This window comes from Natranaeroarchaeum aerophilus, from assembly GCF_023638055.1.
Lineage (GTDB): Archaea > Halobacteriota > Halobacteria > Halobacteriales > Natronoarchaeaceae > Natranaeroarchaeum > Natranaeroarchaeum aerophilum.
In genome coordinates this window covers 523708-547665 of sequence record NZ_JAKRVY010000001.1, presented here as the reverse complement: position 1 = coordinate 547665, position 23958 = coordinate 523708, and the positions used below count along the sequence as shown (strand labels likewise).

General features: G+C 60.6%; 28 protein-coding genes, 1 other RNA gene and 2 pseudogenes. 17 read left to right on the top strand and 14 right to left on the bottom strand.

What is annotated here, in order from left to right:
- Positions 1 to 3 precede the first annotated feature (3 nt).
- Together AArcSt11_RS02775 and AArcSt11_RS02770 are read left to right on the top strand one after the other, a co-directional pair.
- The gene (locus tag AArcSt11_RS02775; RefSeq protein WP_250594395.1) at positions 4 to 528 is read left to right on the top strand and encodes a type IV pilin domain-containing protein; all 525 of its coding nucleotides are present in this window, start codon (positions 4 to 6) and stop codon (positions 526 to 528) included.
- Between the two features lie 25 nt (positions 529 to 553).
- Positions 554 to 1051: a type IV pilin domain-containing protein gene (locus tag AArcSt11_RS02770; protein WP_250594393.1), complete on the top strand. Its 498-nt coding sequence runs from the start codon at positions 554 to 556 to the stop codon at positions 1049 to 1051.
- Between the two features lie 41 nt (positions 1052 to 1092).
- On the opposite strand, the gene AArcSt11_RS02765 is transcribed toward AArcSt11_RS02770, so the two are convergent.
- Positions 1093 to 1368, bottom strand: coding sequence for a hypothetical protein (locus AArcSt11_RS02765; protein WP_250594391.1), 276 nt, complete (start codon positions 1366 to 1368; stop codon positions 1093 to 1095).
- A complete protein-coding gene (locus tag AArcSt11_RS02760; RefSeq protein WP_250594389.1) occupies positions 1368 to 1688 on the bottom strand; it encodes a helix-turn-helix domain-containing protein in 321 nt (106 codons plus the stop codon). Before AArcSt11_RS02760 ends, AArcSt11_RS02765 begins: the two co-directional genes overlap by 1 nt.
- A 217-nt stretch (positions 1689 to 1905) precedes the next feature.
- Between AArcSt11_RS02760 and AArcSt11_RS02755 the strand changes: the two genes are divergently transcribed.
- The 7 genes from AArcSt11_RS02755 to AArcSt11_RS02725 all read left to right on the top strand — a co-directional run bounded on the left by AArcSt11_RS02755 (position 1906) and on the right by AArcSt11_RS02725 (position 5152).
- A complete protein-coding gene (locus AArcSt11_RS02755; protein ID WP_353617659.1) occupies positions 1906 to 2187 on the top strand; it encodes a hypothetical protein in 282 nt (93 codons plus the stop codon).
- The gene (locus AArcSt11_RS02750; protein WP_250594387.1) at positions 2184 to 2390 is read left to right on the top strand and encodes a hypothetical protein; all 207 of its coding nucleotides are present in this window, start codon (positions 2184 to 2186) and stop codon (positions 2388 to 2390) included. Before AArcSt11_RS02755 ends, AArcSt11_RS02750 begins: the two co-directional genes overlap by 4 nt.
- A 384-nt stretch (positions 2391 to 2774) precedes the next feature.
- On the top strand, positions 2775 to 3044 hold the full coding sequence (locus tag AArcSt11_RS02745) for a hypothetical protein (RefSeq protein ID WP_250594385.1): 270 nt from the start codon (positions 2775 to 2777) through the stop codon (positions 3042 to 3044).
- Positions 3041 to 3271, top strand: coding sequence for a hypothetical protein (locus AArcSt11_RS02740; protein ID WP_250594383.1), 231 nt, complete (start codon positions 3041 to 3043; stop codon positions 3269 to 3271). Before AArcSt11_RS02745 ends, AArcSt11_RS02740 begins: the two co-directional genes overlap by 4 nt.
- Complete coding sequence (locus AArcSt11_RS02735; RefSeq protein ID WP_250594381.1) at positions 3268 to 4281, top strand: tyrosine-type recombinase/integrase; 1014 nt, start codon at positions 3268 to 3270, stop codon at positions 4279 to 4281. Before AArcSt11_RS02740 ends, AArcSt11_RS02735 begins: the two co-directional genes overlap by 4 nt.
- A 295-nt stretch (positions 4282 to 4576) precedes the next feature.
- Positions 4577 to 4897: a winged-helix domain-containing protein gene (locus AArcSt11_RS02730; RefSeq protein ID WP_250594379.1), complete on the top strand. Its 321-nt coding sequence runs from the start codon at positions 4577 to 4579 to the stop codon at positions 4895 to 4897.
- Between the two features lie 6 nt (positions 4898 to 4903).
- On the top strand, positions 4904 to 5152 hold the full coding sequence (locus AArcSt11_RS02725; RefSeq protein WP_250594377.1) for a type II toxin-antitoxin system RelE family toxin: 249 nt from the start codon (positions 4904 to 4906) through the stop codon (positions 5150 to 5152).
- 4 nt (positions 5153 to 5156) lie between these two features.
- On the opposite strand, the pseudogene AArcSt11_RS02720 reads toward AArcSt11_RS02725, so the two are convergent.
- The 3 genes and pseudogenes from AArcSt11_RS02720 to AArcSt11_RS02710 all read right to left on the bottom strand — a co-directional run bounded on the left by AArcSt11_RS02720 (position 5157) and on the right by AArcSt11_RS02710 (position 7157).
- Positions 5157 to 5736: pseudogene (locus AArcSt11_RS02720) on the bottom strand (tyrosine-type recombinase/integrase).
- A gap of 158 nt (positions 5737 to 5894) precedes the next feature.
- Entirely contained in the window at positions 5895 to 6428 is a 534-nt protein-coding gene (locus AArcSt11_RS02715; protein WP_250594373.1) for a hypothetical protein, read from the bottom strand.
- 90 nt (positions 6429 to 6518) lie between these two features.
- Positions 6519 to 7157, bottom strand: a complete 639-nt coding sequence (locus AArcSt11_RS02710) for a hypothetical protein (protein WP_250594371.1) — start codon at positions 7155 to 7157, stop codon at positions 6519 to 6521.
- A 390-nt stretch (positions 7158 to 7547) separates the two neighbouring features.
- Between AArcSt11_RS02710 and AArcSt11_RS02705 the strand changes: the two genes are divergently transcribed.
- Genes AArcSt11_RS02705 through AArcSt11_RS02695 form a run of 3 tightly spaced genes read left to right on the top strand, consistent with a single transcriptional unit; the run spans position 7548 to position 9098 of the window.
- The gene (locus tag AArcSt11_RS02705) at positions 7548 to 7985 is read left to right on the top strand and encodes a type IV pilin domain-containing protein (RefSeq protein WP_250594369.1); all 438 of its coding nucleotides are present in this window, start codon (positions 7548 to 7550) and stop codon (positions 7983 to 7985) included.
- Positions 7985 to 8563, top strand: a complete 579-nt coding sequence (locus AArcSt11_RS02700) for a type IV pilin domain-containing protein (protein WP_434803490.1) — start codon at positions 7985 to 7987, stop codon at positions 8561 to 8563. The genes AArcSt11_RS02705 and AArcSt11_RS02700 overlap by 1 nt, the downstream gene beginning before the upstream one ends.
- 37 nt (positions 8564 to 8600) lie before the next feature.
- Positions 8601 to 9098: a type IV pilin domain-containing protein gene (locus tag AArcSt11_RS02695; RefSeq protein WP_250594365.1), complete on the top strand. Its 498-nt coding sequence runs from the start codon at positions 8601 to 8603 to the stop codon at positions 9096 to 9098.
- Positions 9099 to 9136: 38 nt separating this feature from the next.
- Here AArcSt11_RS02695 and AArcSt11_RS02690 read toward each other — a convergent pair whose 3' ends face one another.
- A complete protein-coding gene (locus AArcSt11_RS02690) occupies positions 9137 to 9361 on the bottom strand; it encodes a MarR family transcriptional regulator (protein ID WP_250594363.1) in 225 nt (74 codons plus the stop codon).
- 5 nt (positions 9362 to 9366) lie between these two features.
- Between AArcSt11_RS02690 and AArcSt11_RS02685 the strand changes: the two genes are divergently transcribed.
- The gene (locus AArcSt11_RS02685) at positions 9367 to 9585 is read left to right on the top strand and encodes a hypothetical protein (protein WP_353617658.1); all 219 of its coding nucleotides are present in this window, start codon (positions 9367 to 9369) and stop codon (positions 9583 to 9585) included.
- Positions 9586 to 9928: 343 nt separating this feature from the next.
- Complete coding sequence (locus AArcSt11_RS02680; protein WP_250594359.1) at positions 9929 to 10777, top strand: hypothetical protein; 849 nt, start codon at positions 9929 to 9931, stop codon at positions 10775 to 10777.
- A gap of 375 nt (positions 10778 to 11152) precedes the next feature.
- Here the strand turns inward: AArcSt11_RS02680 and AArcSt11_RS17040 are convergent.
- Positions 11153 to 11272: pseudogene (locus AArcSt11_RS17040) on the bottom strand (sugar phosphate isomerase/epimerase family protein); the annotation flags it as partial.
- Between the two features lie 572 nt (positions 11273 to 11844).
- On the opposite strand from AArcSt11_RS17040, the gene AArcSt11_RS02670 reads away from it, so the two are divergent.
- Together AArcSt11_RS02670 and AArcSt11_RS02665 are read left to right on the top strand one after the other, a co-directional pair.
- Entirely contained in the window at positions 11845 to 14670 is a 2826-nt protein-coding gene (locus AArcSt11_RS02670) for a cation-translocating P-type ATPase (protein ID WP_250594354.1), read from the top strand.
- A 105-nt stretch (positions 14671 to 14775) separates the two neighbouring features.
- Positions 14776 to 15168, top strand: a complete 393-nt coding sequence (locus AArcSt11_RS02665; RefSeq protein ID WP_250594352.1) for a DUF2267 domain-containing protein — start codon at positions 14776 to 14778, stop codon at positions 15166 to 15168.
- Between the two features lie 179 nt (positions 15169 to 15347).
- Here AArcSt11_RS02665 and AArcSt11_RS02660 read toward each other — a convergent pair whose 3' ends face one another.
- The 6 genes from AArcSt11_RS02660 to uvrA form a co-directional block, all read right to left on the bottom strand.
- Complete coding sequence (locus AArcSt11_RS02660; RefSeq protein ID WP_250594350.1) at positions 15348 to 16094, bottom strand: sugar phosphate isomerase/epimerase family protein; 747 nt, start codon at positions 16092 to 16094, stop codon at positions 15348 to 15350.
- A 32-nt stretch (positions 16095 to 16126) separates the two neighbouring features.
- Entirely contained in the window at positions 16127 to 16549 is a 423-nt protein-coding gene (locus tag AArcSt11_RS02655) for a CBS domain-containing protein (protein ID WP_250594348.1), read from the bottom strand.
- Between the two features lie 78 nt (positions 16550 to 16627).
- Positions 16628 to 17095: a pyridoxamine 5'-phosphate oxidase family protein gene (locus tag AArcSt11_RS02650; protein WP_250594346.1), complete on the bottom strand. Its 468-nt coding sequence runs from the start codon at positions 17093 to 17095 to the stop codon at positions 16628 to 16630.
- A 219-nt stretch (positions 17096 to 17314) separates the two neighbouring features.
- Positions 17315 to 18307, bottom strand: coding sequence for a WD40/YVTN/BNR-like repeat-containing protein (locus AArcSt11_RS02645; RefSeq protein ID WP_250594344.1), 993 nt, complete (start codon positions 18305 to 18307; stop codon positions 17315 to 17317).
- A 62-nt stretch (positions 18308 to 18369) separates the two neighbouring features.
- Entirely contained in the window at positions 18370 to 19047 is a 678-nt protein-coding gene (locus AArcSt11_RS02640) for a hypothetical protein (protein WP_250594342.1), read from the bottom strand.
- Positions 19048 to 19165: 118 nt separating this feature from the next.
- Positions 19166 to 22129, bottom strand: coding sequence for an excinuclease ABC subunit UvrA (gene uvrA / locus AArcSt11_RS02635; protein WP_250594340.1), 2964 nt, complete (start codon positions 22127 to 22129; stop codon positions 19166 to 19168).
- 93 nt (positions 22130 to 22222) lie between these two features.
- Here uvrA and AArcSt11_RS02630 point away from each other — a divergent pair, with 93 nt between their 5' ends.
- Positions 22223 to 23590: a hypothetical protein gene (locus AArcSt11_RS02630; RefSeq protein ID WP_250594338.1), complete on the top strand. Its 1368-nt coding sequence runs from the start codon at positions 22223 to 22225 to the stop codon at positions 23588 to 23590.
- On the opposite strand, the gene rnpB is transcribed toward AArcSt11_RS02630, so the two are convergent.
- Positions 23576 to 23911: RNase P RNA component (gene rnpB / locus AArcSt11_RS02625), an RNA gene on the bottom strand. The genes AArcSt11_RS02630 and rnpB overlap by 15 nt on opposite strands.
- Between the last annotated feature and the right edge of the window lie 47 nt (positions 23912 to 23958).

The window sequence follows — 23958 nt, the reverse complement described above, 5'->3', positions numbered from 1 at the left end:
ACTATGAATATCAAAAATATATTCGTAGACGATTCGGCTGTATCGCCTGTCATAGGGGTCATATTAATGGTCGCCATAACGGTGATTCTAGCAGCTGTTATTGGTGCATTTGTTATCGGAATCGGCGATGATCAGTCGACAGTTCCACAGGCTAGTTGGGATTTTGACCAAACAACTGAAGAGATCGAATTTGTAAGTACAGAGTCGGATGCAAAAACTGTAACAATCACGCACAGTACTGGAACAACTATTGACGAAAGTAATCTAGAAATCACCGCCGAAGGAGAGACTGCTTGGGATAGTGACGGTAGCGGTCCGGCGGCCGATACAGTTGGTCTTTGGGATGGAACAGGCTCTGTTAGTGCTGGTCAGAGTGTCAGAGTTGTTGGATATGACGATACAAAATCAGATAGTGAAACCTTCGATGGAGATAGCGAGCTATTAACATCTGGTGACACCATCCGGATCGTCTGGACATCCGACGATGGAGGCGATTCGTCCGTCCTGTCTGACTACGAGGTCGGCTAATCCGACGGATCCTCAGTAGCAACCAATGCGTTCCATTCTTTCAGACGACAGTGCCCAATCATCAGTCATTGGTACGATCCTTCTCGTCGCGATAGTCGTCATACTCGCGTCAGTAATCGGTATCTTCGCAATAGACCTGTACCAAAGCGCAGGCGACGTCGAGGAATCACCCGATGTCCGATTCGACGCCGAACAGTACGGTGGGGATCACGATCAGTTCGTCCGCATGTACCACATGACCGGAAACACGATCGGGGACCTCGACACGATCTCGGTCGTCGTCGACGGCGAGACCGTCAGCGAGACGGGTGCCGACTGGTCGAACTCCAACGAGGGGCTTCGGTCACAGAGTTCACTGTACATCGCTGCGGACGGAAGCGGATTCACCACTGCTGATAACGCCGACTTCGGCGGGAGCAGTCCCGATGAACTCGACCCCGGCACCGAGATCAGCGTGATCTGGAGCAGTGCCGACGCCGACACGTCGGCGACGCTGTTCGAGTACGAAGTCGAGGATCGATAACGCGCTCTCTTTCTACTCTCTCCCAGCCCACGTAGCGACAGCTACACTCGGCGCGGGCGGGGTTGATGCTTGGCGTCGAGATCGCCAGCGAGATACCGCTCGCCCTCGCAGGTCAGCTCGAAGGAGGTGGTCCCGACGCGGTGGACCAGCCCGGCATATTCGAGCTTTGCCAGTCGTTCGGCGACGTGGCCCGCCGAGACCTGCCGGAACGCCTCGCGGGAGATCAGTCGTGCGCTCGCCATGTCCTCGGAGCCGAGATATTCGAGGATGCGTTCGTCCTCGCGTTTCATCCAGGCAGCGTTGTGCCGGCCAGTCATCAGATACCACCTGGTGACGGTACGCCGTCGTCGTTCTCCTCCCCGCCGTTCTCCCTGATCTCGTCGGGCTCGTCCTCGTAGGTGGAGATCTCACCGTCGAGATAGCCCTCTCCCCTCTCGGTGATAATATAAACGCCGTTCCCCAGCGGCTTCACGAGCCCACGCTCGCTGAGTTTCTGGAGTCGTCGCGAGACCTGTGGCCGCTTGACCCGTATCTGTTCGCGTTCGGCGAGCTTCGAGGGCGTGCCGGAGTCCTCGTCACGTAGAATTTCGAGGATCCGGTCGTCCCAGATCGTCATCCACGCACCAGACCGTCTCATTGAGTACATAGATACACCCAACCAATATAACAATCACGTAGGGTTATTCAAAACACGTTAAGATGTTTCTAGAACATTCCGTACATTTATGTACGATACGTTCTTTGTGTGTCTCACGGGACCACCCCCGCCTTGGCTACACCCGTAGCTGAAAGTGGTGGGATACCGGGACGGCGCTAGGACGCCGACCCGGAGAAGGTGGTTCCGGGGTGCTCCTATGCACGAAACCACTCAAACGGGCGAAAACGCCCGCACGGCTAGCGATGAATCGCTGATTGAAAAGTATCCCGTCCTTGAGATCCTGTCGGAGGCGGAACTCGAAGCCTACGAGGCGGTCGAACTCGGGACCAGCGGGGTCCGGGAGTTCGCACGCCAGACCGACCGGAAGCCGGGAACGATCTCGACGCTACTCCGGCGTGCCCGCCGGAAGGTGAAACTCGAAGTGCTGGATGCCGAGGAAGTGGCGTTCCCCGGAGACGAAACGGAGGGGTCGGCATGAGCCTGTTCGGCGAGTGTGACGACTGTGGCGAGGCTGACCAGCTCCGGTACAAGCCGGACGTCCCCGCGGACAAGCAAACCCGCCCGTCGATCTGTTCGTTCTGTCGCGACGATCGCGAGGCGCGGATGGTCGAGCAGCGCCGTGAGCGTGGGCTGGAGATCCCCCCGCACGTCGACGCCGGAGGTGAGGACCATGCCGAGTGAATCCGCCAAAGGTACTGACAGAAGCGACGAGCGATATCCTGACGCCGTACTCAAGTCGCGGTGCCGGGAGTGCGGAGAGGCGTTCTATCCTCGGGCGCATCCGAATTACTGCGTATACTGCGGAGCCGAGGATCCGCTGAACGAGGGCAACGGAGTCGTCTGCCACCATCCGCCCCGTCGATCACAAGACACGGAGCCTGAGCGCCCGCCGGAACTCCCAGTAGGTCTCTCTGTCTTCACTCCCCAGGGTACGGATACCCCTGTCCTGCGGACCCCCGACGACAATTACAGGATGGATCCGGAGCGAGCGAGAGACCTCGGTCGGCTTCTACTCGCTCGAACAGAGGATTCGACTGGCGCGGAGACCGAACGGAGGGGATCGCAATGACCGCGCTCGACTGCGATTTTTGCGGTCGTGACGTGACTGCCGATGACCGGGTGTGGATCAAAACCCCCGAGTTCTCCGAGGGTGTTGCCGCAGGCCTGTGGGTCTGTGCGGAGTGCCGCCCGACGCCGGGACCGGAACGCCGGGACAGTGTGTTTTCCGAGATCCTTCGGACAGCGCTCGCGGAAGAGATCGACGTCGATGTGACGACCAAACAGGCGACACTCGTCAGTGACGGTGGTCGATCTAACCAAGGTGGGTCCGAGTGAACCCGCTCGACGACCGTCACTGGAAGCGGGTGCAGACGATCGCCCGCGCGGCGTCCTACCAGCTCGCCAGTGGCGCGGCCGAGGATCCGGCGAGCGCGGTCGCGCAGGTCGACGACTCGGTGAGTCCCGCCCGCCGTGCTGACGCCGAGTGGCTGGTCGACCAGCTCAAAGACCAGATCGTCGAGGACGACTTTCCGGCGGCGAGTGTCGGGGAGGGATCCGCGTGAGCGAGGACCTGGAACACCTCTCTCCCGAAGAAGGCGTCGAGCGATTCATCCGACACCGAGAGCCATCGATCCGGGAGAGTTCGTTACAGAATACACGAACGCGCTTGAACGCGTTTCTGGAGTGGTGCGATGAACGGGAGATCCACAACCTGAACGAACTGTCCGGTCGTGATCTCTCCGACTTCGTCGCCTGGCGTCGTTCCGACGTCGCGGCGATTACGCTCCAGAAGCAGCTGAGTAGCGTTCGGGTCGCCCTGCGATGGTGGGCTGATATCGAAGCCGTCGAGAAGGGACTGGCCGAGAAGCTACACGCTCCGGAGCTGCCGGACGGGGCCGAGTCCCGAGATGTGTTTCTCTCGCCCGATCGGGCAAAGCGTGCACTGGAGTATCACGACCGACATCACTACGCCAGCCGAGATCACGCCTTGCTTGCGCTGCTGTGGCGGACGGGGATGCGTCGCGGTGCAGCGCGCGCCATCGATGTCAACGATCTCGACGGTGACGATAACGCGGTCTACGTCGAGCACCGTCCGGAGACCGGAACGGGACTGAAGAACGGCGACGACGGAACACGCTGGGTGTATCTGGGGCCGCGCTGGTTCCAGATCCTCGACGATTACGTCTCGAATCCCGACCGACCAGAAGTTACCGACGAGCACGGTCGCCGCCCGCTGTTCTCGACGCAGATGGGAACACGAGCTTCCGGCGGATCGATATACAAGTGGGTGATTCGAGCGCTGCACCCGTGTACGTACGCGAGTTGCCCCCACGACGAGACGCCGGAGACCTGCGATGCTCGCGGACGTGACGCGGTTCCGTCGAGGTGTCCGTCCGCCCGATCACCGCACGCGGTCCGCCGGGGAGCGATCACGAACCACCTGAACGCTGAAACTGCACCGGAGACGGTGAGCGAACGGATGGACGTCTCGCTCGACGTTCTGTATCAGCACTACGACGCGCGGACGGAACGCGAGAAGATGGCAGTCCGTCAGCAAGACCTTCCGAAATAGATCCATGATTCACAAATCCACGCGACTCGTAAGGGTTCGACCATCCCGACGAGTCCGTATGCTCTCCGCACGCTCGGTAATCGCAATAGGGCGTTTATTTTTTATACGATCCAGACACCAATTGAGCAGTGTATTCGCTCCGTCGCCGGATATGATTTACCGGTAGTGTTTTGATGATTTGTCAGTAGTACCATCTCCTAACTTAACTAACCAGAGTATGTCGAGAATCTGTAGTTGGTCCTATCCGGTTGGTTCGTGCAAAACGGTTATGAGTGGTCGGCGCGTTGGACGATGTATGAGTCAAGGCAGAGATGACGCAGGGCGGTTCAAGGAGACCGTCTCGGAACAGGAGATTCTGAAGGTGTTTGATTACGAGGATGATCCGGTTCTCACCGCGCCGGAGGTTGCTGACGGGCTTCGGCGCTTCGGGAAGCGGATCACACCTGAAGGCGTCCGGAACCGACTCGAAACAATGGACGAGAAGGGACTGGTGAGTCGAAAGAAGCTCGGTGCGCGAGCGGTCGGCTGGTGGGCCGAAGTCGCCCCGGAACTCGATGTCGATACTGCCGCCGAGGTCAACGCGCGAAAAGACTCCGACGAGTGGGAAGAGCTGTAACGACGAATGGCGACGGTTCTGTTACATCCCGACGTTCAGAAGAAACTGGAATCGCTTCCGAACGATATCGAAGATCGGATTCGGTCGAAGCTTGAAGAAGCGGGGAACAACCCCGACCGGCACCTGAAACCACTGTCAGGCCGTGACGACTACTCCCTGCGAATCGGGAAACGGCGCGCAATTATCGACTGGGACAAGCAAGCCGATGAACTCCGAGTGCTGAAGATCGATACACGGGATACCGTGTATCAGTAGCCTGTTACAGCCAGTCGACCTTTCCTCGTTCTCGCTGTTGGGCTTCCGGCGAGTACGTCCCACGGTAGTGCTCCAGAAACGTCTCCAGATCGTTCCAGCGGCCCCAGTCGCAGAGCGTCGACGTCCGCGCTGGCGAGCGCGGTCGCCCAGGTCCGCCGGAGATCGTGAAATCCGAGATGGTTCCAGCCCTCGTCGCCGGTTTCGTCCTGGAGGCGATCGGCGGCGTTCTGGATCCACCGCCGAAGTGAGCGCGTCGACGTGATGTCGAGTAGCGACGAGCTGGCGCTCTGGTCGCGCACGTCGTCGATCGTGCGGATCGTAGTGGCGAGATCTCGCGGGACCGGCGTTTCGCGGTACTGGTCGCCTTTCCCGTGCCAGACCCGGAGCATCGTTCCGGCGTCAGTGTCGACGACGTGCTCCGGCGCGACGTCGAGGACCTCGTGGCTTCGGAGCCCGCAGCGAGCACCGAGCGAGAAGGCGATCCGCTGCTGGGTGCCGTCCGCCTGGTCGATCAGTTGATTCACTTCGGACTGGCTGAGCCAGACCTTCATGTCGTCGCGTTGGGCGTGGGCTTTCAGATTCATGTCCGGGTAGCCTGAACCCGGACGGCAACGCGGGATAATGTCGTTTTTGGTGGGGGTTCCCGTCGTGATCGGGGCGGGATCCGTCCGACTTTCCCTTCATTTCCGGACGCGGTTCTTCTATCCGTCGTACATGAGTGTTCAACTGGAGTTAAAACCGACTACGGACGGTCGTTAGCTACAGTCTTATTCAGCTCAGAAGCGAAACTCTGTTTGTCCAATGGAAGTTTGACAGAGGTGTTAGAGAGACTATTCGTGGTGTGAATATCGATCTCAATATGTCCCTCGTCGGTTTGATGTGCGTCGTAATACTGGTCGACAGCAAGCGTGCCCAATAAAATCCCTACTCCTATTACCGCCATAATCTGAATGGGCGACAAGGAATCAAAAAATCCTACAAGCATCACAAGCGACCCCAACGCTCCGAAGCCAAAAACTGCCGCATTAGCCAATTTGTCCGTATCAATGTCTTCAGGACCAAGTGATGTGACTTCGACACTATCAATGCTCGATAGAAAAATAGATTCAATCGATTGAGTCTCTCGCTTGGTCTCCGATTGATCCTCGATAAAGAGAAGCCGTTGATCGGTGAGGACTAACGTGTCTGAATCCGTTTCTCTGTATGCTGTTTTTATTTGTTCAGATTCGCCGGTATGGGTAGACGCAACCTCACGATGGGATTCAGCAATTGCCATAGGTTATGTGTCTGACAGCAGATGGCGATGGAATTAACTTATCAATTGTGTTTCCCAAATACAGTTCTGAATTATCCAGATAGGCACACCTCAAAACGGCCGAGAATTCCCGTACAGCGCGTTGGCCGCCGCGGCCGAAAGGATCACGTTCTTGTCGCTGACCGTCACCTGTTCCCCGGCAACGTCCTCGACGAGCGCCGCGAGTTCCTGGAGGTAGCGATCGGCGCGTTCTTCCCGGAGTGTCAGCGTTCCCTTGTCGTCGTGACTTTGGGCTCGGTTCCGGAGGTAAACATCGACGAACTCGGCCCTGATCTCGTCTGGGGCGTCGTCGAGGTACTCCGGCAGGGAGATCTCGGCGTGGTCGTTCTTGTCTCCGATCGGTGCGCCGAGGACCGACAGCGCCCGCCCGAGTATTGAGGCGTGCTCCGTGGGGACAATCTCGGTCGCCCGATCGGGCTCGTCGTCGCGCTCGCGTCGCCAGTCGAGCCCCAGCGTCTCCAGCGCGTCGGTCACCCGTGACTCGGTCGCGTCGTCGACGGCGAAATGCGGGGCGTAGGTGTCCGTGGAGATCGACCCGCCGGAGAAGATCCACGCGACGAGCTGGTTCAGCGCCGCGAACTCGTCGGTCTCGACACTCCCGAACCAGTCGCGTTGCTCGGCGACCTCGACGGCGCGGGCGGGGTCGGGCTTTGCTCCGTTCTCCCACGAGCGGATCCGCCCGCGCGGCATCTCCAGTTTCGACGAGAGCGCGCTGGAGCCACTGTCTGGGTTCTGGGCGGCGACGTCGAGATACCGTTGATAGTCCTCTACGGCCTCCCATGCGTCCGAACGGTTCTGGACGTCGTAGGTGCGCGAGAGCTTTGGGCGAGAGTCCGATAGTATTCATTTTATTATAGATACGTGCTAATTAGGTGCCATTTATGTAGTAGTTCATCATATTTGGCTCAAGTTTTATTAGGGGTGGCTGTCTTACTACCTGTAACGCCGACAGCACGTGAAAGGACAGGCGAGGAGGGGTGTTGTAGCCCTCGACCCCTTGCCTCATCTTACACCATTCAAGTGTAAGATATTAATCCTTTGGCTGGATGTCGGCGCGAACAACGAAAACTAAGGAAAACTATGGATTTCAAAAAACTATTCGAAACGGACGGCGACGAACGTGCGGTGTCACCGGTTATCGGTGTTATACTCATGGTCGCAATCACGGTGATTCTCGCGGCTGTGATTGGTGCGTTCGTAATTGGTATTGGTGATGATCAAGAAGCTGTTCCGCAGGCCAGTTTTGATTTTGATGACGAGGGAGAAGATGGTGATTTGACAATCACTCATTCAGCTGGCGATTCGATTGACGAGTCGAATCTGGACGTGACTAACAACGGTGTTGAACTCACGACACCAAGCTGGAGTAGTGACCCAGTAAGTGCTGGCGCAACTTTCGAGATTCCCAACGACAATGACGGTGATGACCTCAACGATGATCCAACTATCCGTGTCGTATGGGAGTCTGATAGTGGTGGAGACTCATCTGTACTTGCAACCTACGAAGTAAGCAGATGATGAATTTCAAAAATTTCTCATCTCAAGAAAATGCGGTCTCGCCAGTCATAGGGGTCATCTTAATGGTGGCAATAACCGTAATTCTGGCCGCCGTAATTGGAGCGTTTGTCATTGGTATCGGCGACGATCAGTCGACAGTTCCCCAAGCGAGTTGGGACTTTAGTCAAAGTACAGAAGAATTTGACACCATAGATGATAACGCTGATCCTAGCGTGGCAACTGTCGTAGAAGTCACACATCAGTCAGGATCTTCGATTGATCACAATAACCTCGAAGTAACTGTAAATGGAGATGAGGCTTTTGAGATCAGAGACGAGGCCACACCCGGCAATGCTGATGCTATCTTCGATGACGGTGGCCAAGTGTCTGCCGGCAACTCTGCTACCATTGCCGCATCTGGTGATATAGACCCGGCTGGTGGTAGCGGCGATGAAGTTACGATCGCTAACGATGCGGACTTCACGATCGATAACCCAACCGACGCAAGTGAGCTAAGTAGCGGAGATACAATTCGAATTGTCTGGGAATCTGATGACGGGGGCGACTCATCCGTCCTCCAGACTTACGAAGTGAACTAAGCTGGATCACATCCAGTTCCAGTTCCCAGAAAAAAACATGACGCGACTTCTTTCAAACGATACTGCACAAAGTAGTGTAATCGGCACTATCTTGCTGGTCGCGATAGTCGTAATCCTCGCCTCAGTTCTCGGCATCTTCGCCATCGACCTCTACCAGAGCGCGGGCGATGTCGAGGAATCACCCGACGTCCGATTCGACGCCGAACAGTACGGTGGGGACCACGACCAGTTCGTTCGCGTGTACCACATGTCCGGAAACACGATCGAGGACCTCGACACGATCTCGGTCGTCGTCAACGGCGAGACCGTCAGCGAGACGGGTGCCGACTGGTCGGACTCCGACGAGGGACTTCGATCACAGAGTTCGCTCTATATCGCCGCGGATGGAAATGGATTCACCACTGCTGATAACGCCAACTTCGGCGGGAGCAGTCCCGATGAACTCGACCCCGGCACCGAGATCAGCGTGATCTGGAACAGCGCCGACACCGACACGTCGGCGACGCTGTTCGAGTACGAAGTCGAAGATCGATAACGCGCTCTCTTTCTCTCTCCTTGCCCACCGAGCGACGCCTACACCCGCCGCGGGCGTGGCTGGTACTCGACGTCGAGGTCGCCGTCGAGATACCGCTCGCCTTCGGAGGTCAGATCGAACGAATCCATTCCGGCGCGGTGGACCAGCCCGGCGTGTTCGAGCTTTGCCAGTCGCTCGCTGACGTGGCCCGGCGAGACCGTCCGGAACACTTCGTTTGCGATCAGTGACGCCGGGGCCATGTCCTCGGTTGCGAGAAATCGCACGAGCAGTGAGGAATCGCCGACTAATAAGTATCCTGTCCGACGCCGAACGCGAGGCCTACGAGGCGGTGGCTCTGGGAACGACCGGCGTTCTAGAGTTCGCGCGCCAGACCGACCGGAAGCCCGGAACGGTCTCGACGTTGCTCCGGCGCACGCGCCGGAATGTGAAACTCGAAGTGCTGGATGTGGAGGACGTGGCACTTCCCGGAGAGGAGGGGTCGGCATGAGCCGGTTCGGCGAGTGCAAGGACTGTGGCAAGGCCGACCAGCTCCGGTACAGGCCGGACGTTCCCGCGGACAGGCAAACCCGCCCGTCGATCTGTTCGTTCTGCCGCGACGATCGGGAAGCCCGGATGGTCGAGCAGCGCCGTGGGGGTGGGCTGGAGATTCGTAGCGAGTCTCGCCATCGGGTTCAAATCCCGGAGCGGCAGCGCCGCTCCGACCCTCGCAGAACCTTCGGTTCTGCTCAGTCCCGACGAATCACCGACTATTACTATCTGTGGGAAGTAAAGACTGTAAACAGAATCTGTTCCATGAGTTCAACATATCCCTGCCTGACTGGTGGTGTACAATGAACCCGAACCGTATCGATTTTCTCGTCGACATGGCCTACGGGCTCCTCTTGCTCGCGGCGATCGCTATTATTGTACTCGTGGGCACAGAGACCGGCGTCGCGTTCGGCCTCGGTATCATCGCCTCGTATGTCATCCACGTCGTCTGGAAGATGGGTCGGTTTGATCCGGACTGGATGACCAGACAGGTCCAGGAAGAGGTCGAGCAGAAAGTCTCCGAGCGCGTCGAAAAGCAGGTCGAAGAAGAGGTCGACGACGTCCGGAACCAGATCGACGAGGTGAACCAGCGTGTCGACCGTCGGCCGCGCGAGGAAGACGTCCAGCATGCAGTCGGCGAAAAAGTGGAGGAGACGGTGGATGAAACGGTCGAGCAGAAGGTCGAGGAAACGACCGAAAAGAAGGTCGAGGAGACAGTCGAAGAAACGGTCGAAGAAACGGTCGAAGAAACGGTCGAGCAGAAAGTCGAGGAGACGGCCGACGAGAAAGTCGAAGATACGGTCGACGAGAAAGTCGAACAGAGGGTCGAGGAGACAGTCGACGAAAAGGTCAAAGAAACGGTCGAGCAGAAAGTTGAGGAGACGGCCGACGAGAAGGTCAAAGAAACGGTCGAGCAGAAAGTCGAGGAGACGGCCGACGAGAAGGTCAAAGAAACGGTCGAGCAGAAAGTCGAGGAGACGGCCGACGAGACGGTCAAAGCGACGGTCGAGCAGAAAGTCGAAGAAACAGCTGAAGAAACGGCCGAAGAGAAAGTCGAGGAGACGGTCGAAAAGAAAGTCGAAGAGACCGTCGAGGAAAAGGTTGAGGAAACGGTCGAAAAGAAAGTCGACGAAACGTCAGAAGACAACTGATTCAGGGTTATTCGACGGCCTCGACCACCGGGGTCTGACCCCCTCGAAACAAATTGATTCCATTCACGCTCTAGTTTTTCGGTACCGCCTCGATACGGCACTGATATTCCGGGGAGGCCTGATCGGGGGGTGCGGACGATTCTTCGCGTATGTGTCTGCCAGAGACACGCAACGGCTTCGACTACACCCTGCTTGCCCCATTCCTTCCTGATAGCGCTCGACGACGAGAAACGATGGCTCTCGGTAGAGCCACGCCGATGACGCTCCGTCGGAAGCGATTCGTCTTCCCAGAGTGGTCCCGTTCTGTCACCGCGTTCCAGTACTTCTCTGAGCTCGTGCTGTCGTTGTCATTGCAAACAATATGGTCGACCCGCCGTCCATCCCATCCTCCATGTACGCATGGCCGACGTCGAAACAGACCGCCGTATCCGTCTCCCTACCGAGGTCGCCGAGAACGCTCAGCGGGAGTCCACGCTTCTGGTGGCCGACGTTCTCCCACCCGTCAGAGACTACTTCCGACACGTCGTCAGTCTCGATCCAACAATCGGGATCGCCGGTGGTGTCGTTCGTGCAGCCTGCCAGTGCTGTAGTGCCTGCTGTTCCGATCGCTACTAGGTTCGTACGGCGATGCATCGGCCTCTGGTCTCTATCTACGGGTCAAACCCTTCGTGTCGTGGGCCCGTCAGGGGACTGTTTTCCAGCGTCTTTAAGCTCAGTTACTGACCGATCTTCTTCGGTATTATATTTTTGTTTATACATTGGCCATATATACGTGCCATCCAGTCTCGGCTCCACCTGCGATTGTTGACGACAGCGTCCCAGTGGTCGTGTGTAAGTCGCCGGATACCCGGGTCAGTGCACGAAAGTGTATGGCCCGTACTCACGACCAGCCCCACCCACCCGTCGCATATCTGTGATCGATCTCATTCTACCGTCGTGGGGGATTAACAGGGAGACCGTGATAGTGCCAACCGAGTAACCTCACGAGGGCCATCTGATCCCCTCCACGATCCTCCCCGCCACGGTCACGCACAGCCACTCGACGGGACTGGAGCCAGAACAGATCCGTGTCACGCTCAGAATCCGTTTCCGCTTCCGAACAGGACGCCGACGAGCACTGGCACGTCCACCAGCTGGAGGACGTATACGACGCGCTGGGGACGGATCGAGAGGGTCTGGACAACGAAACGGCCCAGCGTCGGCTCGACGAGTACGGCCCCAACGAGATCGAGAGCGAAGAAGGGGTCTCACTGTTGCAGATCTTCATCAACCAGTACAAACCGGCACTAATCTGGGTGCTGATCGTCGCTGCAGCGGTGATGGCGATCGTGGGGCACACGATCGACGCTGGGGTTATCGCCGGTGTGGTCGTGTTTATCACTGTCTTTGGCTTCCTACAGGATTACCGCGCCGAGCAGAGCATTCAGGCGCTTCAGGAGATGTCGACGACGTACGCGCTCGTCAGACGGGGGGGCGAGAAGACCGAGATCGACGCGACGAAGGTCGTCCCCGGCGACGTGATTTTCGTCGAGTCGGGCGACATCGTCCCCGCGGATGCCCGCATCGTCGAGGAGTCAAACCTGAGAGTCGACGAGGGGGCGCTGACAGGCGAGAGCATCGGCGTCTCGAAGGAGGTCGGTCAGATCGGCCAAGAGACCGCGCTCGCCGAGCGCAAGAACATGCTGTTCAAGGATACGGTCGTCCAGCGCGGGTCGGGAACCGCGGTGGTCGTCGAGACCGGGCCCGAATCCGAGATCGGCCAGATCGCGACGGCCCTCGAAGAGGCCGAGGAGCGCGACACGCCGTTCGAGGCCGAGATGGACCGCCTGGGGAAGATCATCGCGGCGGGTGTGATCGGCGCGGTTGCGGTCATCGCGATCAGCGAACTGGTGATCGGCGACACCCCGCCGCTGCAGGTCTTCCTGACGGCGGTCGGCATCGCCGTCTCCGCGGTTCCCGAAGGGTTGCCAGCGGTCGTCACACTCTCGCTCGCGCTTGGGGCAAGGCGGATGGCCGAGCAAAACGCGCTTGTCCGCCGGCTTCCTATCGTCGAGGCACTGGGATCGGTCGACGTCATCTGCACGGACAAGACCGGCACACTCACCGAGGAGGAGATGACCGTCCAGCGGATCGTCGCCAACCGCGAGACCTACGAGGTGACGGGAACCGGCTACGACACCGACGGCGAGTTCCGTCACGAGGGGGACCCCGTCGACGACGAGCGCGTGGCCGAGGTGTTGCGGTGTGGAATGCTGTGCAACAACGTCGACGTCGGACTCCGGGAACGGGACTCGGACCGTCCCGATGCCCGGGTCGAGGATGGCGCGGCGGGCGCGAACGCTGACGTCGAACGGACCTACCTCGGCGATCCGACGGAGATTTCGCTTTTCGTCGCCGCCCAGAAGGCCGGCTTCGACCACAAGAAACTTGCCGAGGAGTACCCCCGAACTGGCGAGGTCGACTTCACGTCGGCGCGAAAGCGGATGACGACCGTCCACCGGACGCCAGACGGCAACACCGTCGCCTACATGAAGGGTGCGCCAGAGACCGTGGTCGAGCGGTGTGACCGCGAACTGGTGGACGGTGAACTCGTCGAGCTGACCGACGAGCGACGAGCCGAGATCGAAGCGCACAACGAGTCGTTCGCCGAGGACGCCCTCCGCGTGATGGGCTTTGCCTACCGGCCGGAGGTCCCCGACGATCAGGTCGAGACGCCGAACGAGGAGCTCGAACAGTCCATGGTCTTTCTCGGCCTGCAGGGGATGCTCGACCCCCCACGGCCGGAGGTTCCGGGCGCTATCGCGGGCTGTCTCGACGCTGGCATCAACGTGGTGATGATTACCGGCGACAACGCAGTCACCGCCCGCGCCGTCGGCAAGGAGGTCGGGCTCCGGTCGACGCGGGTGATCACGGGCCCCGAACTGGAGGAGATGAGCGACGAGAAGCTCCGGGAGATGGTCGATGACGTCGACATTTTCGCCCGGACGTCGCCGGACCACAAGACGCGCATCCTCCAGACGCTGCAGGCGAAGGGCCACACCGTCGCGATGACGGGCGACGGCGTCAACGACGCACCGGCGGTCAAGAACGCCGACGTCGGCGTGGCGATGGGCATTCGGGGCACGGACGTCACCGAACAGGCCTCAGACATCGTCCTGCTCGACGACAACTTTGCGACGATCCGCAACGCCGTCCGGGGCGGCCGGCGGATCTTCGACAACGTCCGCAAGTTCGTCAACTACCTCCTTTCGGGTAACGGCGGCGAGGTGACAATGATATTCACAGGGACGCTCGCGGGGCTCGGACTGGTCATCACGCCGATTCAGGTCCTCTGGATCAACGTCGTCACCGACGGTATCCCCGCGCTCACGATGGGCGTCGATCCCGCGGCAGAGGACATCATGGAGCGTGACCCGCGACCGCCCCAAGAGGGCGTCATCACGAGACGGATTCTGGCCTCGATCGTGGGGATCGCGCTCTTCATGACCGTTTGCCTGCTCCCGCTGTTCACGCTCAACTTGTACGGTGAGTTGATCCCAGGATACGACGTCACGGACGCCGTATTCGGCTGGAGCCCAGGGTACGACGTGGGACGGGATCTCGCCCAGACGATGGTGTTCACCGGCTTTGTCCTCATGGAGATCGTGCGGATCCAGGCAATTCGGTTCCGGTACGACCTCGGGCTCTTCTCGAACTCCTGGCTCGTCCTCGCCGTCGGCATCGCGGTCACGCTCCAGTTACTCGTACTGTACACGCCCACCGGCCAGCTGCTATTCGACGTCGAACCGCTCCAGCTTGTTCACTGGGCCCAGATCCTTGTCTCGGCGGCGGTGTTCGCGCTGCTGATGGCGCTTTTCGTGAAAATCCAGGATCGATACTTCGACCGGTACTGACGGCAAGCTATGTTCGACTATCGTCGCTGCGGAGTCGAAGTCCCGGTATCAGGTTTTAGTTGGCTCCCGTGGTATGCCACGATGTCACAATGGTGTGACACAGCTATGAACTACAAAGAATTCGTCGGACAGGTACAGCATCGACTGGAGTATGCGCAGTTCGGACAGGCCGTCCGGGCGATACGGGCGGTCCTGGTGACGCTTGGCGAGCGGATGCCCGAAGGGGAAGCGACGGATCTCGCAAGCCCGCTTCCGATGGAGATCGATCGGTACCTGATCGAGGCCGAACACGGCCAGCGCTTCGACTACGACGAGTTCCTCGACCGGGTCGCCGAACGGGAGGGCGTCGATCGTCCCGACGCTAACTACCATGCACAGCAAGTGATTGCAGTCGTCGCGGAGGACGTCCCGGCGGGCAACATCGAGAAGGCTCGTGGGGGCCTTCCCGAGGACTTCGACACGCTGTTTGGGTTACTGGACGCTGGGGTGGACGACTGACCACCGTCCGCTTCGCTCGCTGGGGAAAACGTGACTCGTGGACGGTGTTTTCTTCAGGCGTGCTCGATTTCGATGTGCCACTGGTCCTCGTCGACCAGTTCTGTAGCGTGTGTCAACCCGCGCTCTTCGAGGACGCCGTACAGTGGCTCCGGCTCGAGGGGTGTCTTTCCCGTCGCCGCTCACACCGCGAGATGGTGCTCGATCCGATCTCTGGTATCGCTCAACAGCCCCACATCATCGGTGAACACCTCGACGGCGACCGTTCCATCGTACCCGGGGAGCTCTTCGGCCACGATATCGTAGTCGATCTCCCCGGCCCCGATCGGCAAGTGCGTGTCACCACGACTCCGCGCATCGTGTACGTGGAGATGAGACACGAGATCGTCGTAGCGGGAGAGGAATCGGTCGACGCCATCCATGCCGTCCTCCATATACGCATGGCCGACATCGAAACAGACCGAGGTATCCGTCTCCCGGGCGATATCGCCGAGGACGGTCAGCGGCAGTCCCCGCTTCTGGTGGCCGACGTTCTCGACGACGAGTTCGACGTCTGCGTTTGCGGCGGCGCGGCCGATCGCCTCCAGCTGGTCGGCGAACACGTCCCGGAGATCCACATCGTGTGGATTCCTCGCCGTGCCGTGAAGTACCGCCTTCTGCGCCCCCTGTTTCCCGGCCCACTCCAGCAATCGGCTCTGGTAGTCGATGATCGCCTCGTTGATCTCCGGAACAGGCGTTACGACGACCTGTTGAAATGGGAGGTGGACACAGAGGTCAGCAGCAGTCTCAGTGAGAGCCTGTTCGAGTCGCTCGGCGTCGATCCCGTCCGGATCAGTGCCCTCCCCGATCGAGAACTCGGCGAAATCGAATGCCTCGACTGTCGCCTCGGTACGTGCGATCGAATCGCCGACGGTCAGACCAACGTCCATACTGACTCTCTCGTCGACCGCCGGAAAAAGGTCTAGTACGGCGGTCGTTGCGCACGCACTACCGACGCGAGTTCACCGTGCTCGTCGGCGAGCAGTTCGTTCAGGTCGTCCGTCGTGATGATACCGACCAGTTCCCCGGCCCCATCACAGACGGGCAAGCGCCGCACACCGTGCTGGGCCATCAGCTCGGTAGCCCGGTAGAACCCGGCAGTACGCTCGACCGTGCATAGCTCGGTCGTCATGACGTCCTCGGCGCGGAGAGCACTCGGATCGCGCTCCGCAGCCAGCACGCGGACGGTCAGATCCCGATCGGTGACGATCCCAATTGGCGTCTCGCTGTCAGTGATCACGACGCTACCAACCTCCTCGTCGTCCATCGTTGTCGCGAGTTCCCGAATCGATGCATCCGGCGATGCGGTTACAACAGCACTCCGTGCGAGGTCTTCGACTGGCATTGTATCTCCCTCACTAGAACAGGCAACGAGGGTCACAATAGTCGTTGGTGTCAGCGATGACGCCGTGGCGGGTCGGTCTCACCGCTCGAATCCCGGCGGAAGCCCGGTATGTTTGACGCCAGTCTGGGCATCGATCGTAAACTCGTAGAAGCTGACATTGCCCTCCGTCGATCCAGCAGTGAACAGTTCGGGACGCCAGCCACCGTCCGTCGCGTCCCCGAGCGCCTCCCACTCCGACGGAGAGAGCGCTTCGATTTGGCCCTCCAGCAGGACGCTCTCCCAACTGAACGCCGAATCGGCTCGATAGACGAGGAAGCTCGCCGCGTCAGCCCTGTCGCTCAGGGAGTCCTTCCGACTCCCTGGGCCAACGAAGTACGTGAAGTACAGCTGCCGATCGCCGTCGAAGCCGTAGGACATCGGCAGGAGGTACGGTACCGGCTCGTTCGGTAGTCCGAGGATGCCGACACCCTGTGCTGTGAGGAAGTTCCCGATCTCCGTTTCGTTCATCTGCTCGAGTCCGTACTCTTCGAGCGCGTCGATGGACATACATACGATAATGGCGCGGGGACAGGACAAAAATCCCTGCCGCGGACGAGTGACGGTTCCCCGTTTCACTCCCCCACGAGTTTATAACCGATCGGGCGGCGATCCAGCCCATGCGCTGATACCCGCCCGGAGCGATCCGTGACGGCTCTCCGTCGTCGGGGATTTCCCCAGAAGTGTGCGACACGTCGCTCCGCGGTAGCCGCTCGTCGCCTGTTCGCCCTACTCCACGACCACGGCCAGCCCGCGCGCCGTCATCTCCTGACACTCGTCCGGCCATCCCATCTCGATCCGATCCCACGTCACGCCCGCATCATCCGATCGGAACAGCCCCGTATTCGAGAGCGCGTAGAACTCGCCGCGCCGCTCCCCCGGGGACAGCACGTAGCGGTACACCCCCTCTCCAGTCGGAAGGCCACTTTCGGCGACCACCGCTTCTCCGATTCGGGACCACTCACCGTCGCCACGACGACGGTAGACATAGGACTCGGGAGTTCTGTGTGCTGCTCTTGCCCCCGACGCCGCCGAAACGAGGACTGTGTCCGGATCCCCGGGATCAACCGCGACGCTCCAGACGTAGCGGTGGCCAAGCCCGTCCTGTGGGTGCGTCCAGTGCTCTCCCCAGTCGTCCGACTCTGCGTAGCCATCCCCGGCGGCCGAGTACACGCGTCCGGATGTATCTGCGTGGGTTGCAAGCTGGTGGTTGTCCAGTCGAGAGCCGCCAGGCCGATCGATCCAGCTCTCGCCACCGTCTGGACTGATCACCAGCGCTCCCGCCTCGACCCCGACGTAAAGACGCCCCGCGTCGTTTGGATCCTGCTCGATCCAGCGGACGTGATGAGTCTCCGGTCGTGGCGGGAACGACCAGCTTCCAGCGGACGAAAGCTCGGTCAGCCCGTCGAGTCGCTCCCAGCTCTCCCCCGCGTCGACGGAGTGAAACACCCGGCTCGGCTCGGTCCCAACCCACAGTTCGTCCACATTGTGCGGGGAGAGTTCGACGGCAGTAACGGAGTCCGGCAGCGTCTCCATCCCAACGCGTCCCCACGATCCCTCATCGTCGCGACGAAACAGTCCCGACTCGAACGTTCCGCAAAATGCCCACGAATCGTTTGCGTCGACGCACTCGATCGCATGTCCGACGAGATGTGTGGTGGCTCGTGGCTCGTCAGTCCGAACGGAGAACAGTCGGTCGCGCATCGCGGCATACACGCGCATACGATACGATCGGTTTCGGGTGGTGATAGTCGTTTGATGCGCACCGAGCGTCGGTCAGCAGGTCATCTCGGCGACGCACCCTGCTCGCCGCTCGTATCCGCTTCCGTGGAATCGTCGACCGGCTCGCCGGAGCCGCGAATTCGGGCCCACAGCAGTGCCAGTGGTACGGTGAGCTTCTTGGCCCAGCCAAGCTTCACGAGGCCGTACTGGCTGAGCGTCCCGACGGCGACAACCGCGATAAAGGCTGGCGTCGGATCGAACAACACGGGCGACGGATCGAGCGAAGACGCTGCCTGAGAGAACGCCTCGACGGTCCAGGCCTGTGTCACCAGTGCTGCGCCGACAAAGGCCATCAGGATCGGCAGGACCTTCTTGAAGAGGAGCCCGGCGGCCGCCGCACCGAGGATGCCGCCGAAGATCGTGATCCCGATTGGTTCGAGGCCGAGGTTCGATCCAGACAGACCGACAGCCGTCCCAGCGACGTACGAGCCGAGCAGGAATCCCGGAATGGTTGCGACAGTGGTGATCAGTGTAAATGCAAGGAAAACACCAGCAAGTCCGGCGACCAGCGCTGCACCCGCCAGTATCAGCGGGTCCAGTGCGAGGTACGAAGCAATGGCGTAACCACCTGCGGCACCTGACAGAAATCCGATCAGCGTCACCGTGTATTTGAACAGCGCTGCACCCGCGAACGCGAGGACGATCCCAGCAACTATCAGCCCTATCTCGATCGGTGTCATGGCCCGTAATAGGCAGAGAAGCCGCAAATACCTTTGGCTAAAAAAGGGTACCCGTGAGTAAACGTACGTATCGAGAACTACCGGGCGGTCCGCGGGGTTCGATCGCTGCCCCGTCCGCTCAATCGTCGGTCGGGGCCGGTGTGGTCGTCCGGTCGGCTCTCGGACCATCAAGCTTGACGGCGGGGAGCAGGTCACGAAGATACCTGCCAGTATGTGACTCGTCGTTTCGGGCGACCGCTTCCGGCGTTCCGGTCGCCACGACCTGCCCGCCGTGTTCGCCGCCTTCGGGTCCGAGATCGATGACGTTGTCGGCATTTTTGATCAGGTCCAGTTCGTGTTCGACGACGACGACCGTGTTGCCGTTATCGGTCAGCCGCTGGAGCACTTCGATGAGCTTTCGCTCGTCGGCCGAGTGCAGGCCAGTCGTCGGCTCGTCGAGCAGATACAGCGTCTCGCCGGTCTGTTTCTTGCCCAGTTCCTCGGCGAGTTTGATACGCTGGGCCTCGCCGCCCGAAAGCGTCGTCGACGGCTGGCCGAGCTTCATGTAGTCGAGTCCGACGTCTTTCAGCAGTTTGAGCCGGCGTTCGATCCGCGAGTCGTGCTCGAAGAAGTCGTAGGCCTCCTCGACTGACATCTCCAGCACGTCGGCGATCGTTTTCCCCTTGTACTCGACGTCGAGTGTCTCGTCGTTGTATCGCGCGCCGCCACACTCCTCGCAGGGGACGTACACGTCCGAGAGGAAGTTCATGTCGATCTTGACGGTACCTTGCCCGCCACACTCCTCGCAACGGCCCCCCTTGACGTTGAACGAGAACCGGCCTTTCGCGTAGCCACGGCGCTTGGAAAGCTCGGTCTGGGCAAACAGTTCACGGATGTAATCGAAGACGCTCGTGTAGGTCGCAGGGTTCGACCGTGGCGTCCGGCCGATCGGACTCTGGTCGATCAACCGGACCGTTTCGATGCCCTCCAGGCCGGTGATCGCGTCGTGCTCGCCGGGGTCGACACTCGTGTTGTCGTTCATCTTCCGGGCCAGCCCCTTGTACAGCACGTCGTGCATCAGCGTCGACTTGCCCGAGCCGGAGACGCCGGTAATCGCGGTAAAGCAGCCGATCGGCAGGTCGACGTCCAGGTCGTCGAGGTTATGTTGGCGCGCCCCCTCGATGGTCAGATGACCGTCCGGTTCTCTCCGCTCCTCGGGGACGGGGATCTCCGTCCGTCCGGCGAGGTAATCGCCGGTGATCGAATCCTCCGCGGCCATGATTTCCTGTACGTCACCCTGGGCGACGACTTCGCCGCCGCGTTTGCCGGGGCCCGGGCCGAGGTCGATAACGCTGTCGGCCCGGCGCATCGTCTCCTCGTCGTGCTCGACGACGAGCAGGGTGTTCCCCAGATCCCGGAGCTCTTCGAGCGTGTTCAGGAGCCGGTCGTTATCCCGCTGGTGGAGACCGATCGAGGGCTCGTCGAGCACGTAGAGCACGCCGACGAGCCCGGAGCCGATCTGGGTAGCAAGGCGGATCCGCTGGCTCTCCCCGCCAGACAGCGTGGAGGCCTCCCGATCGAGCGTGAGATACTCCAGGCCGACCTCACACATGAAGCCGAGTCGGGCGCGGATCTCCTTTAGGATCTCCTCGGCGATGGTTCGGTCCCGGTCGGACATCGTCGCCTCCATTTCCTCGAAGTGCGCCAGCGCGTCGCCGATGCTCATCCGGTTGACTGCGCTGATCGGCGTCTCGTCGATCAAGACTGCCCGGGAGGCGTCCTTCAGCCGGGTTCCCTCACAGGCCGGACACTCGGTGACTGACATGTACTTCTCGATGTGATCCCGGGTGCCCTCGCTGTCGGTCTCGACGTATCGCCGCTCCAGATTGGGGATGACGCCCTCGAACCGTTTTCGTTTCTCGCGGGTGCCGTTTCTGGTCTGGCGTTTGAACAGCACCTCGTCGTCGGTACCATAGAGGAACTGTCGACGGATGTCGGCTGGAAGCTCCTCGAACGGCGTCGAAAGCGAGACGTCGAAGTGTGCCGCCACGGCGTCGAGCCGGGTCTGATAGTACGACCGACTGTAGCTCCAGGCCTCGAAGACGTGTTTCAGCGGCTTCGAGGTGTCCCGGACGACGAGTTCCTCGCTGACTTCCTTTGTGTGGCCGATCCCGTCACACTCCGGGCAGGCCCCGTGTGGCGAGTTGAACGAGAACGATCGGGTCTCGATCTCCGGCAGGTCGATCCCACACTCGGTACAGGCCAGCTCCTCTGAGAACTCGACGACGAGCCGCTCGTCGGCGGTGTCGTCTTTCTCCCCGCCGGTCCCCAGATCGCCGGTCGACCGCGCGGTGGCGCCGACGTCGATGTCCTCGGGCGGGTCCGGGAGGATGACTTTCAACACACCGTCTGCTTCCTCCAGGGCGGTCTCGACGGAGTCGGCGATCCGCGAGCGGGCCTCGGGCGCGATCTTCACGCGGTCGACGATCACGTCGATCGTGTGATCGAAGTTCTCGTCGAGCTCCGGCCGGTCGAGCGTCAGGTCGTGTTCCTCGCCGTCGACCTCCACGCGGGAGTACCCCTCCGAGACCAGTTCGTCGAACAGCTCCTCGAAGGCCCCTTTCTGATCCCGGACGACCGGCGCGGCGAGTTTCGCCTTCGTTCCCTCGGGGAGATCGAGCAGGCGTGTCACCATATTCTGGGCGCTCTGCTCGCCGACCTCCTTGCCACACTCGGGACAGTGGGGCGTCCCGACGCGGGCATAGAGCAGCCGGAGGTAGTCGTGGAGTTCGGTGACGGTGCCGACCGTGGAGCGTGGGTTGTTCGCGGCGTTTTTCTGGTCGATCGAGATCGCCGGGGAGAGCCCCTCGACGGTCTCGACCTGCGGTTTGTCCATCTGCCCGAGGAAGTTGCGGGCGTACGCTGACAGGCTCTCGATGTAGCGGCGCTGGCCCTCCGCATAGACGGTCTCGAACGCGAGCGAGGACTTGCCCGACCCCGAAAGGCCGGTCACGACGTTGAACTGCTCGCGCGGAATCTCGACGTCGAGGTCCTTGAGGTTGTTCTCCTCGGCACCCCGGACCTCGATGTAGTCCTTGCTCATTCTGGCCGCAGTATGGACCGGAATCGGGTATACCCGTCGGTTCCGGTTCCGCGAGAGGTAGACCTTTATTCGCATGTTCCTTTCGTTACTTCGATGAAAGACGCCGGGGATACTCGACGCTTCTCTCGCCGTCGACTGCTGTGGACAGGCACCGCGTTCGCGACCGGCGTAGCGATCACTGGAGTTGGTAGCGGAGCCGGTGAGGGCGACACGGGAGAGCACGGAGCGGTTAGATGGAGCGAAACGTACGATCGGCCGAACCAGTACGTCGAGTGCAACGCGGTGGTGACCGCCGGGGACGGCTATTATCTCGCGGGAGAGACGGGGTATCGAACCGGTACCAGTCACGGCTGGGTCCAGCGTGTGGACGAGCGTGGAGAAGTAGACTGGGAGTTCATCGACAACCGTCCCGGTGACGAAGCACCGCTCCACGCGATCAGCGCAGCACCCGACGGCGGCTGTGTAGCTGTCGGTGACGTGACGACGCATCTCACCGACGAGTCGAACGTCACGGCGGTCGCTCTGGGACAGGAGGGGGAGTTCGGCTGGGCAACGGAGTTCGCCCGGCCCTGGCACGTCTCGATGTCGACGCTTGCATCGACTGAGGACGGCTACGTGATCGGGGCGTACGCCCGCTCGTATGCGACGCAAGGAACGCGGATACTGCTCCTCTCGATCGACAGCGAGGGGACACAGCGCTGGATGCGAACCCTCGGCGCAGAGGATGCTGTCAACGTCTGTCGGGCAGTGCTGCCAGTGGGTGACGGCTATCTCGTGGCTGGTTCGACCGATCGCGAGGACGATTCCCGTATCTTGCTCGTCCGTACTGATACACAGGGCAGACACCAGTGGGACGCCACGTACGACGTCGAGGGAGCGTACTCGCTCGCACACGCGGTCGTCCCCACCGAGGACGGTGGATACGTACTTGGCGGCCGAACGGGTAGTTCGACGCATATTTTTCGAGCCGTCGTTCTCAAGGTCGATTCCGAAGGGAACGAGCAATGGCGATGGGTCAACCACGTTGAATCCGCGTGCTACGACCTCCTCACGCGGGCCGCGGGGGGCTGTGTGCTTGCGGGACGCCGACTCGAAGACGGCTGGCTGGCCGCACTCAACGACGACGGCGAACTAATCGCCTCCGAGTCGTATTCCGGCGATGGTGACGGCACGTTCGAGTCGCTGGTCCCGGCGGAGGGAGGCTACGTCGTCGGGGGGCGAACCACCGAATTCGACAGTAATGACACTCGTGGGTGGCTACTCTCGGTCGGGCAGATCGCCGAACCAGGCGCTGAACCGATCGAACCGGAGTACTCGATCGCCGAGCAGGAGGACGATTCGCTCCCCGGATTTTCCGGTGGCGCGGCTGTACTTGGACTCTCCGCCGGCTATGCGCTGTCACGTCGGTTACGCAGCGGTCAAGCCGGCGGCTCGCGGCGTAATACTGGCAGAGAGGAGTAAGCCCCCTTCTGTTCGGCCCGGCATTCGGCTGAGCGTCGACGCCTATGTTCTGGCTACCGTTCGACGCTCTCGCGTCGGCGGCGTCGACTTGCACCGATGGGGATTCGCCGTTCCATCGATCCTCGACCGTCGTCTCTCGGTGGGTTAGCTCCTCCTCGCTTGTGATCGCTCGGAGTTCGCACACCGCATCGATCGGGTCGAGACGTGTCGTTTCTGTTCCAGAGCCGACGGTTTCCCGCCCGGGGCTTGCGCCCCGTCACCCGCCAGAACGGTGGGGGGACTTTCCTCACGTCTGCACGCGGAGGCCGGGCTCTCTCTACCAGCTAGTTGTAGACGAGTGTGCCGTTTAAGCCTGTCGTGGCGTCCAC

Coding starts and splice junctions, on each gene's coding strand:
- AArcSt11_RS02695 (WP_250594365.1), top strand. CDS start 8,601: ATGACGCGACTTCTTTCAAACGATACTGCACAAAGTAGTGTAATCGGC.
- AArcSt11_RS02700 (WP_434803490.1), top strand. CDS start 7,985: ATGAATTTCAAAAATTTCTCATCTCAAGAAAATGCGGTCTCGCCAGTC.
- AArcSt11_RS02765 (WP_250594391.1), bottom strand. CDS start 1,368: ATGACTGGCCGGCACAACGCTGCCTGGATGAAACGCGAGGACGAACGC.
- uvrA (WP_250594340.1), bottom strand. CDS start 22,129: ATGAGCAAGGACTACATCGAGGTCCGGGGTGCCGAGGAGAACAACCTC.
- AArcSt11_RS02630 (WP_250594338.1), top strand. CDS start 22,223: ATGAAAGACGCCGGGGATACTCGACGCTTCTCTCGCCGTCGACTGCTG.
- AArcSt11_RS02705 (WP_250594369.1), top strand. CDS start 7,548: ATGGATTTCAAAAAACTATTCGAAACGGACGGCGACGAACGTGCGGTG.
- AArcSt11_RS02730 (WP_250594379.1), top strand. CDS start 4,577: ATGAGTCAAGGCAGAGATGACGCAGGGCGGTTCAAGGAGACCGTCTCG.
- AArcSt11_RS02650 (WP_250594346.1), bottom strand. CDS start 17,095: ATGTCCATCGACGCGCTCGAAGAGTACGGACTCGAGCAGATGAACGAA.
- AArcSt11_RS02775 (WP_250594395.1), top strand. CDS start 4: ATGAATATCAAAAATATATTCGTAGACGATTCGGCTGTATCGCCTGTC.
- AArcSt11_RS02760 (WP_250594389.1), bottom strand. CDS start 1,688: ATGAGACGGTCTGGTGCGTGGATGACGATCTGGGACGACCGGATCCTC.
- AArcSt11_RS02745 (WP_250594385.1), top strand. CDS start 2,775: ATGACCGCGCTCGACTGCGATTTTTGCGGTCGTGACGTGACTGCCGAT.
- AArcSt11_RS02680 (WP_250594359.1), top strand. CDS start 9,929: ATGAACCCGAACCGTATCGATTTTCTCGTCGACATGGCCTACGGGCTC.
- AArcSt11_RS02665 (WP_250594352.1), top strand. CDS start 14,776: ATGAACTACAAAGAATTCGTCGGACAGGTACAGCATCGACTGGAGTAT.
- AArcSt11_RS02755 (WP_353617659.1), top strand. CDS start 1,906: ATGCACGAAACCACTCAAACGGGCGAAAACGCCCGCACGGCTAGCGAT.
- AArcSt11_RS02750 (WP_250594387.1), top strand. CDS start 2,184: ATGAGCCTGTTCGGCGAGTGTGACGACTGTGGCGAGGCTGACCAGCTC.
- AArcSt11_RS02710 (WP_250594371.1), bottom strand. CDS start 7,157: ATGCCGCGCGGGCGGATCCGCTCGTGGGAGAACGGAGCAAAGCCCGAC.
- AArcSt11_RS02715 (WP_250594373.1), bottom strand. CDS start 6,428: ATGGCAATTGCTGAATCCCATCGTGAGGTTGCGTCTACCCATACCGGC.
- AArcSt11_RS02640 (WP_250594342.1), bottom strand. CDS start 19,047: ATGACACCGATCGAGATAGGGCTGATAGTTGCTGGGATCGTCCTCGCG.
- AArcSt11_RS02725 (WP_250594377.1), top strand. CDS start 4,904: ATGGCGACGGTTCTGTTACATCCCGACGTTCAGAAGAAACTGGAATCG.
- AArcSt11_RS02645 (WP_250594344.1), bottom strand. CDS start 18,307: ATGCGCGTGTATGCCGCGATGCGCGACCGACTGTTCTCCGTTCGGACT.
- AArcSt11_RS02660 (WP_250594350.1), bottom strand. CDS start 16,094: ATGGACGTTGGTCTGACCGTCGGCGATTCGATCGCACGTACCGAGGCG.
- AArcSt11_RS02770 (WP_250594393.1), top strand. CDS start 554: ATGCGTTCCATTCTTTCAGACGACAGTGCCCAATCATCAGTCATTGGT.
- AArcSt11_RS02655 (WP_250594348.1), bottom strand. CDS start 16,549: ATGCCAGTCGAAGACCTCGCACGGAGTGCTGTTGTAACCGCATCGCCG.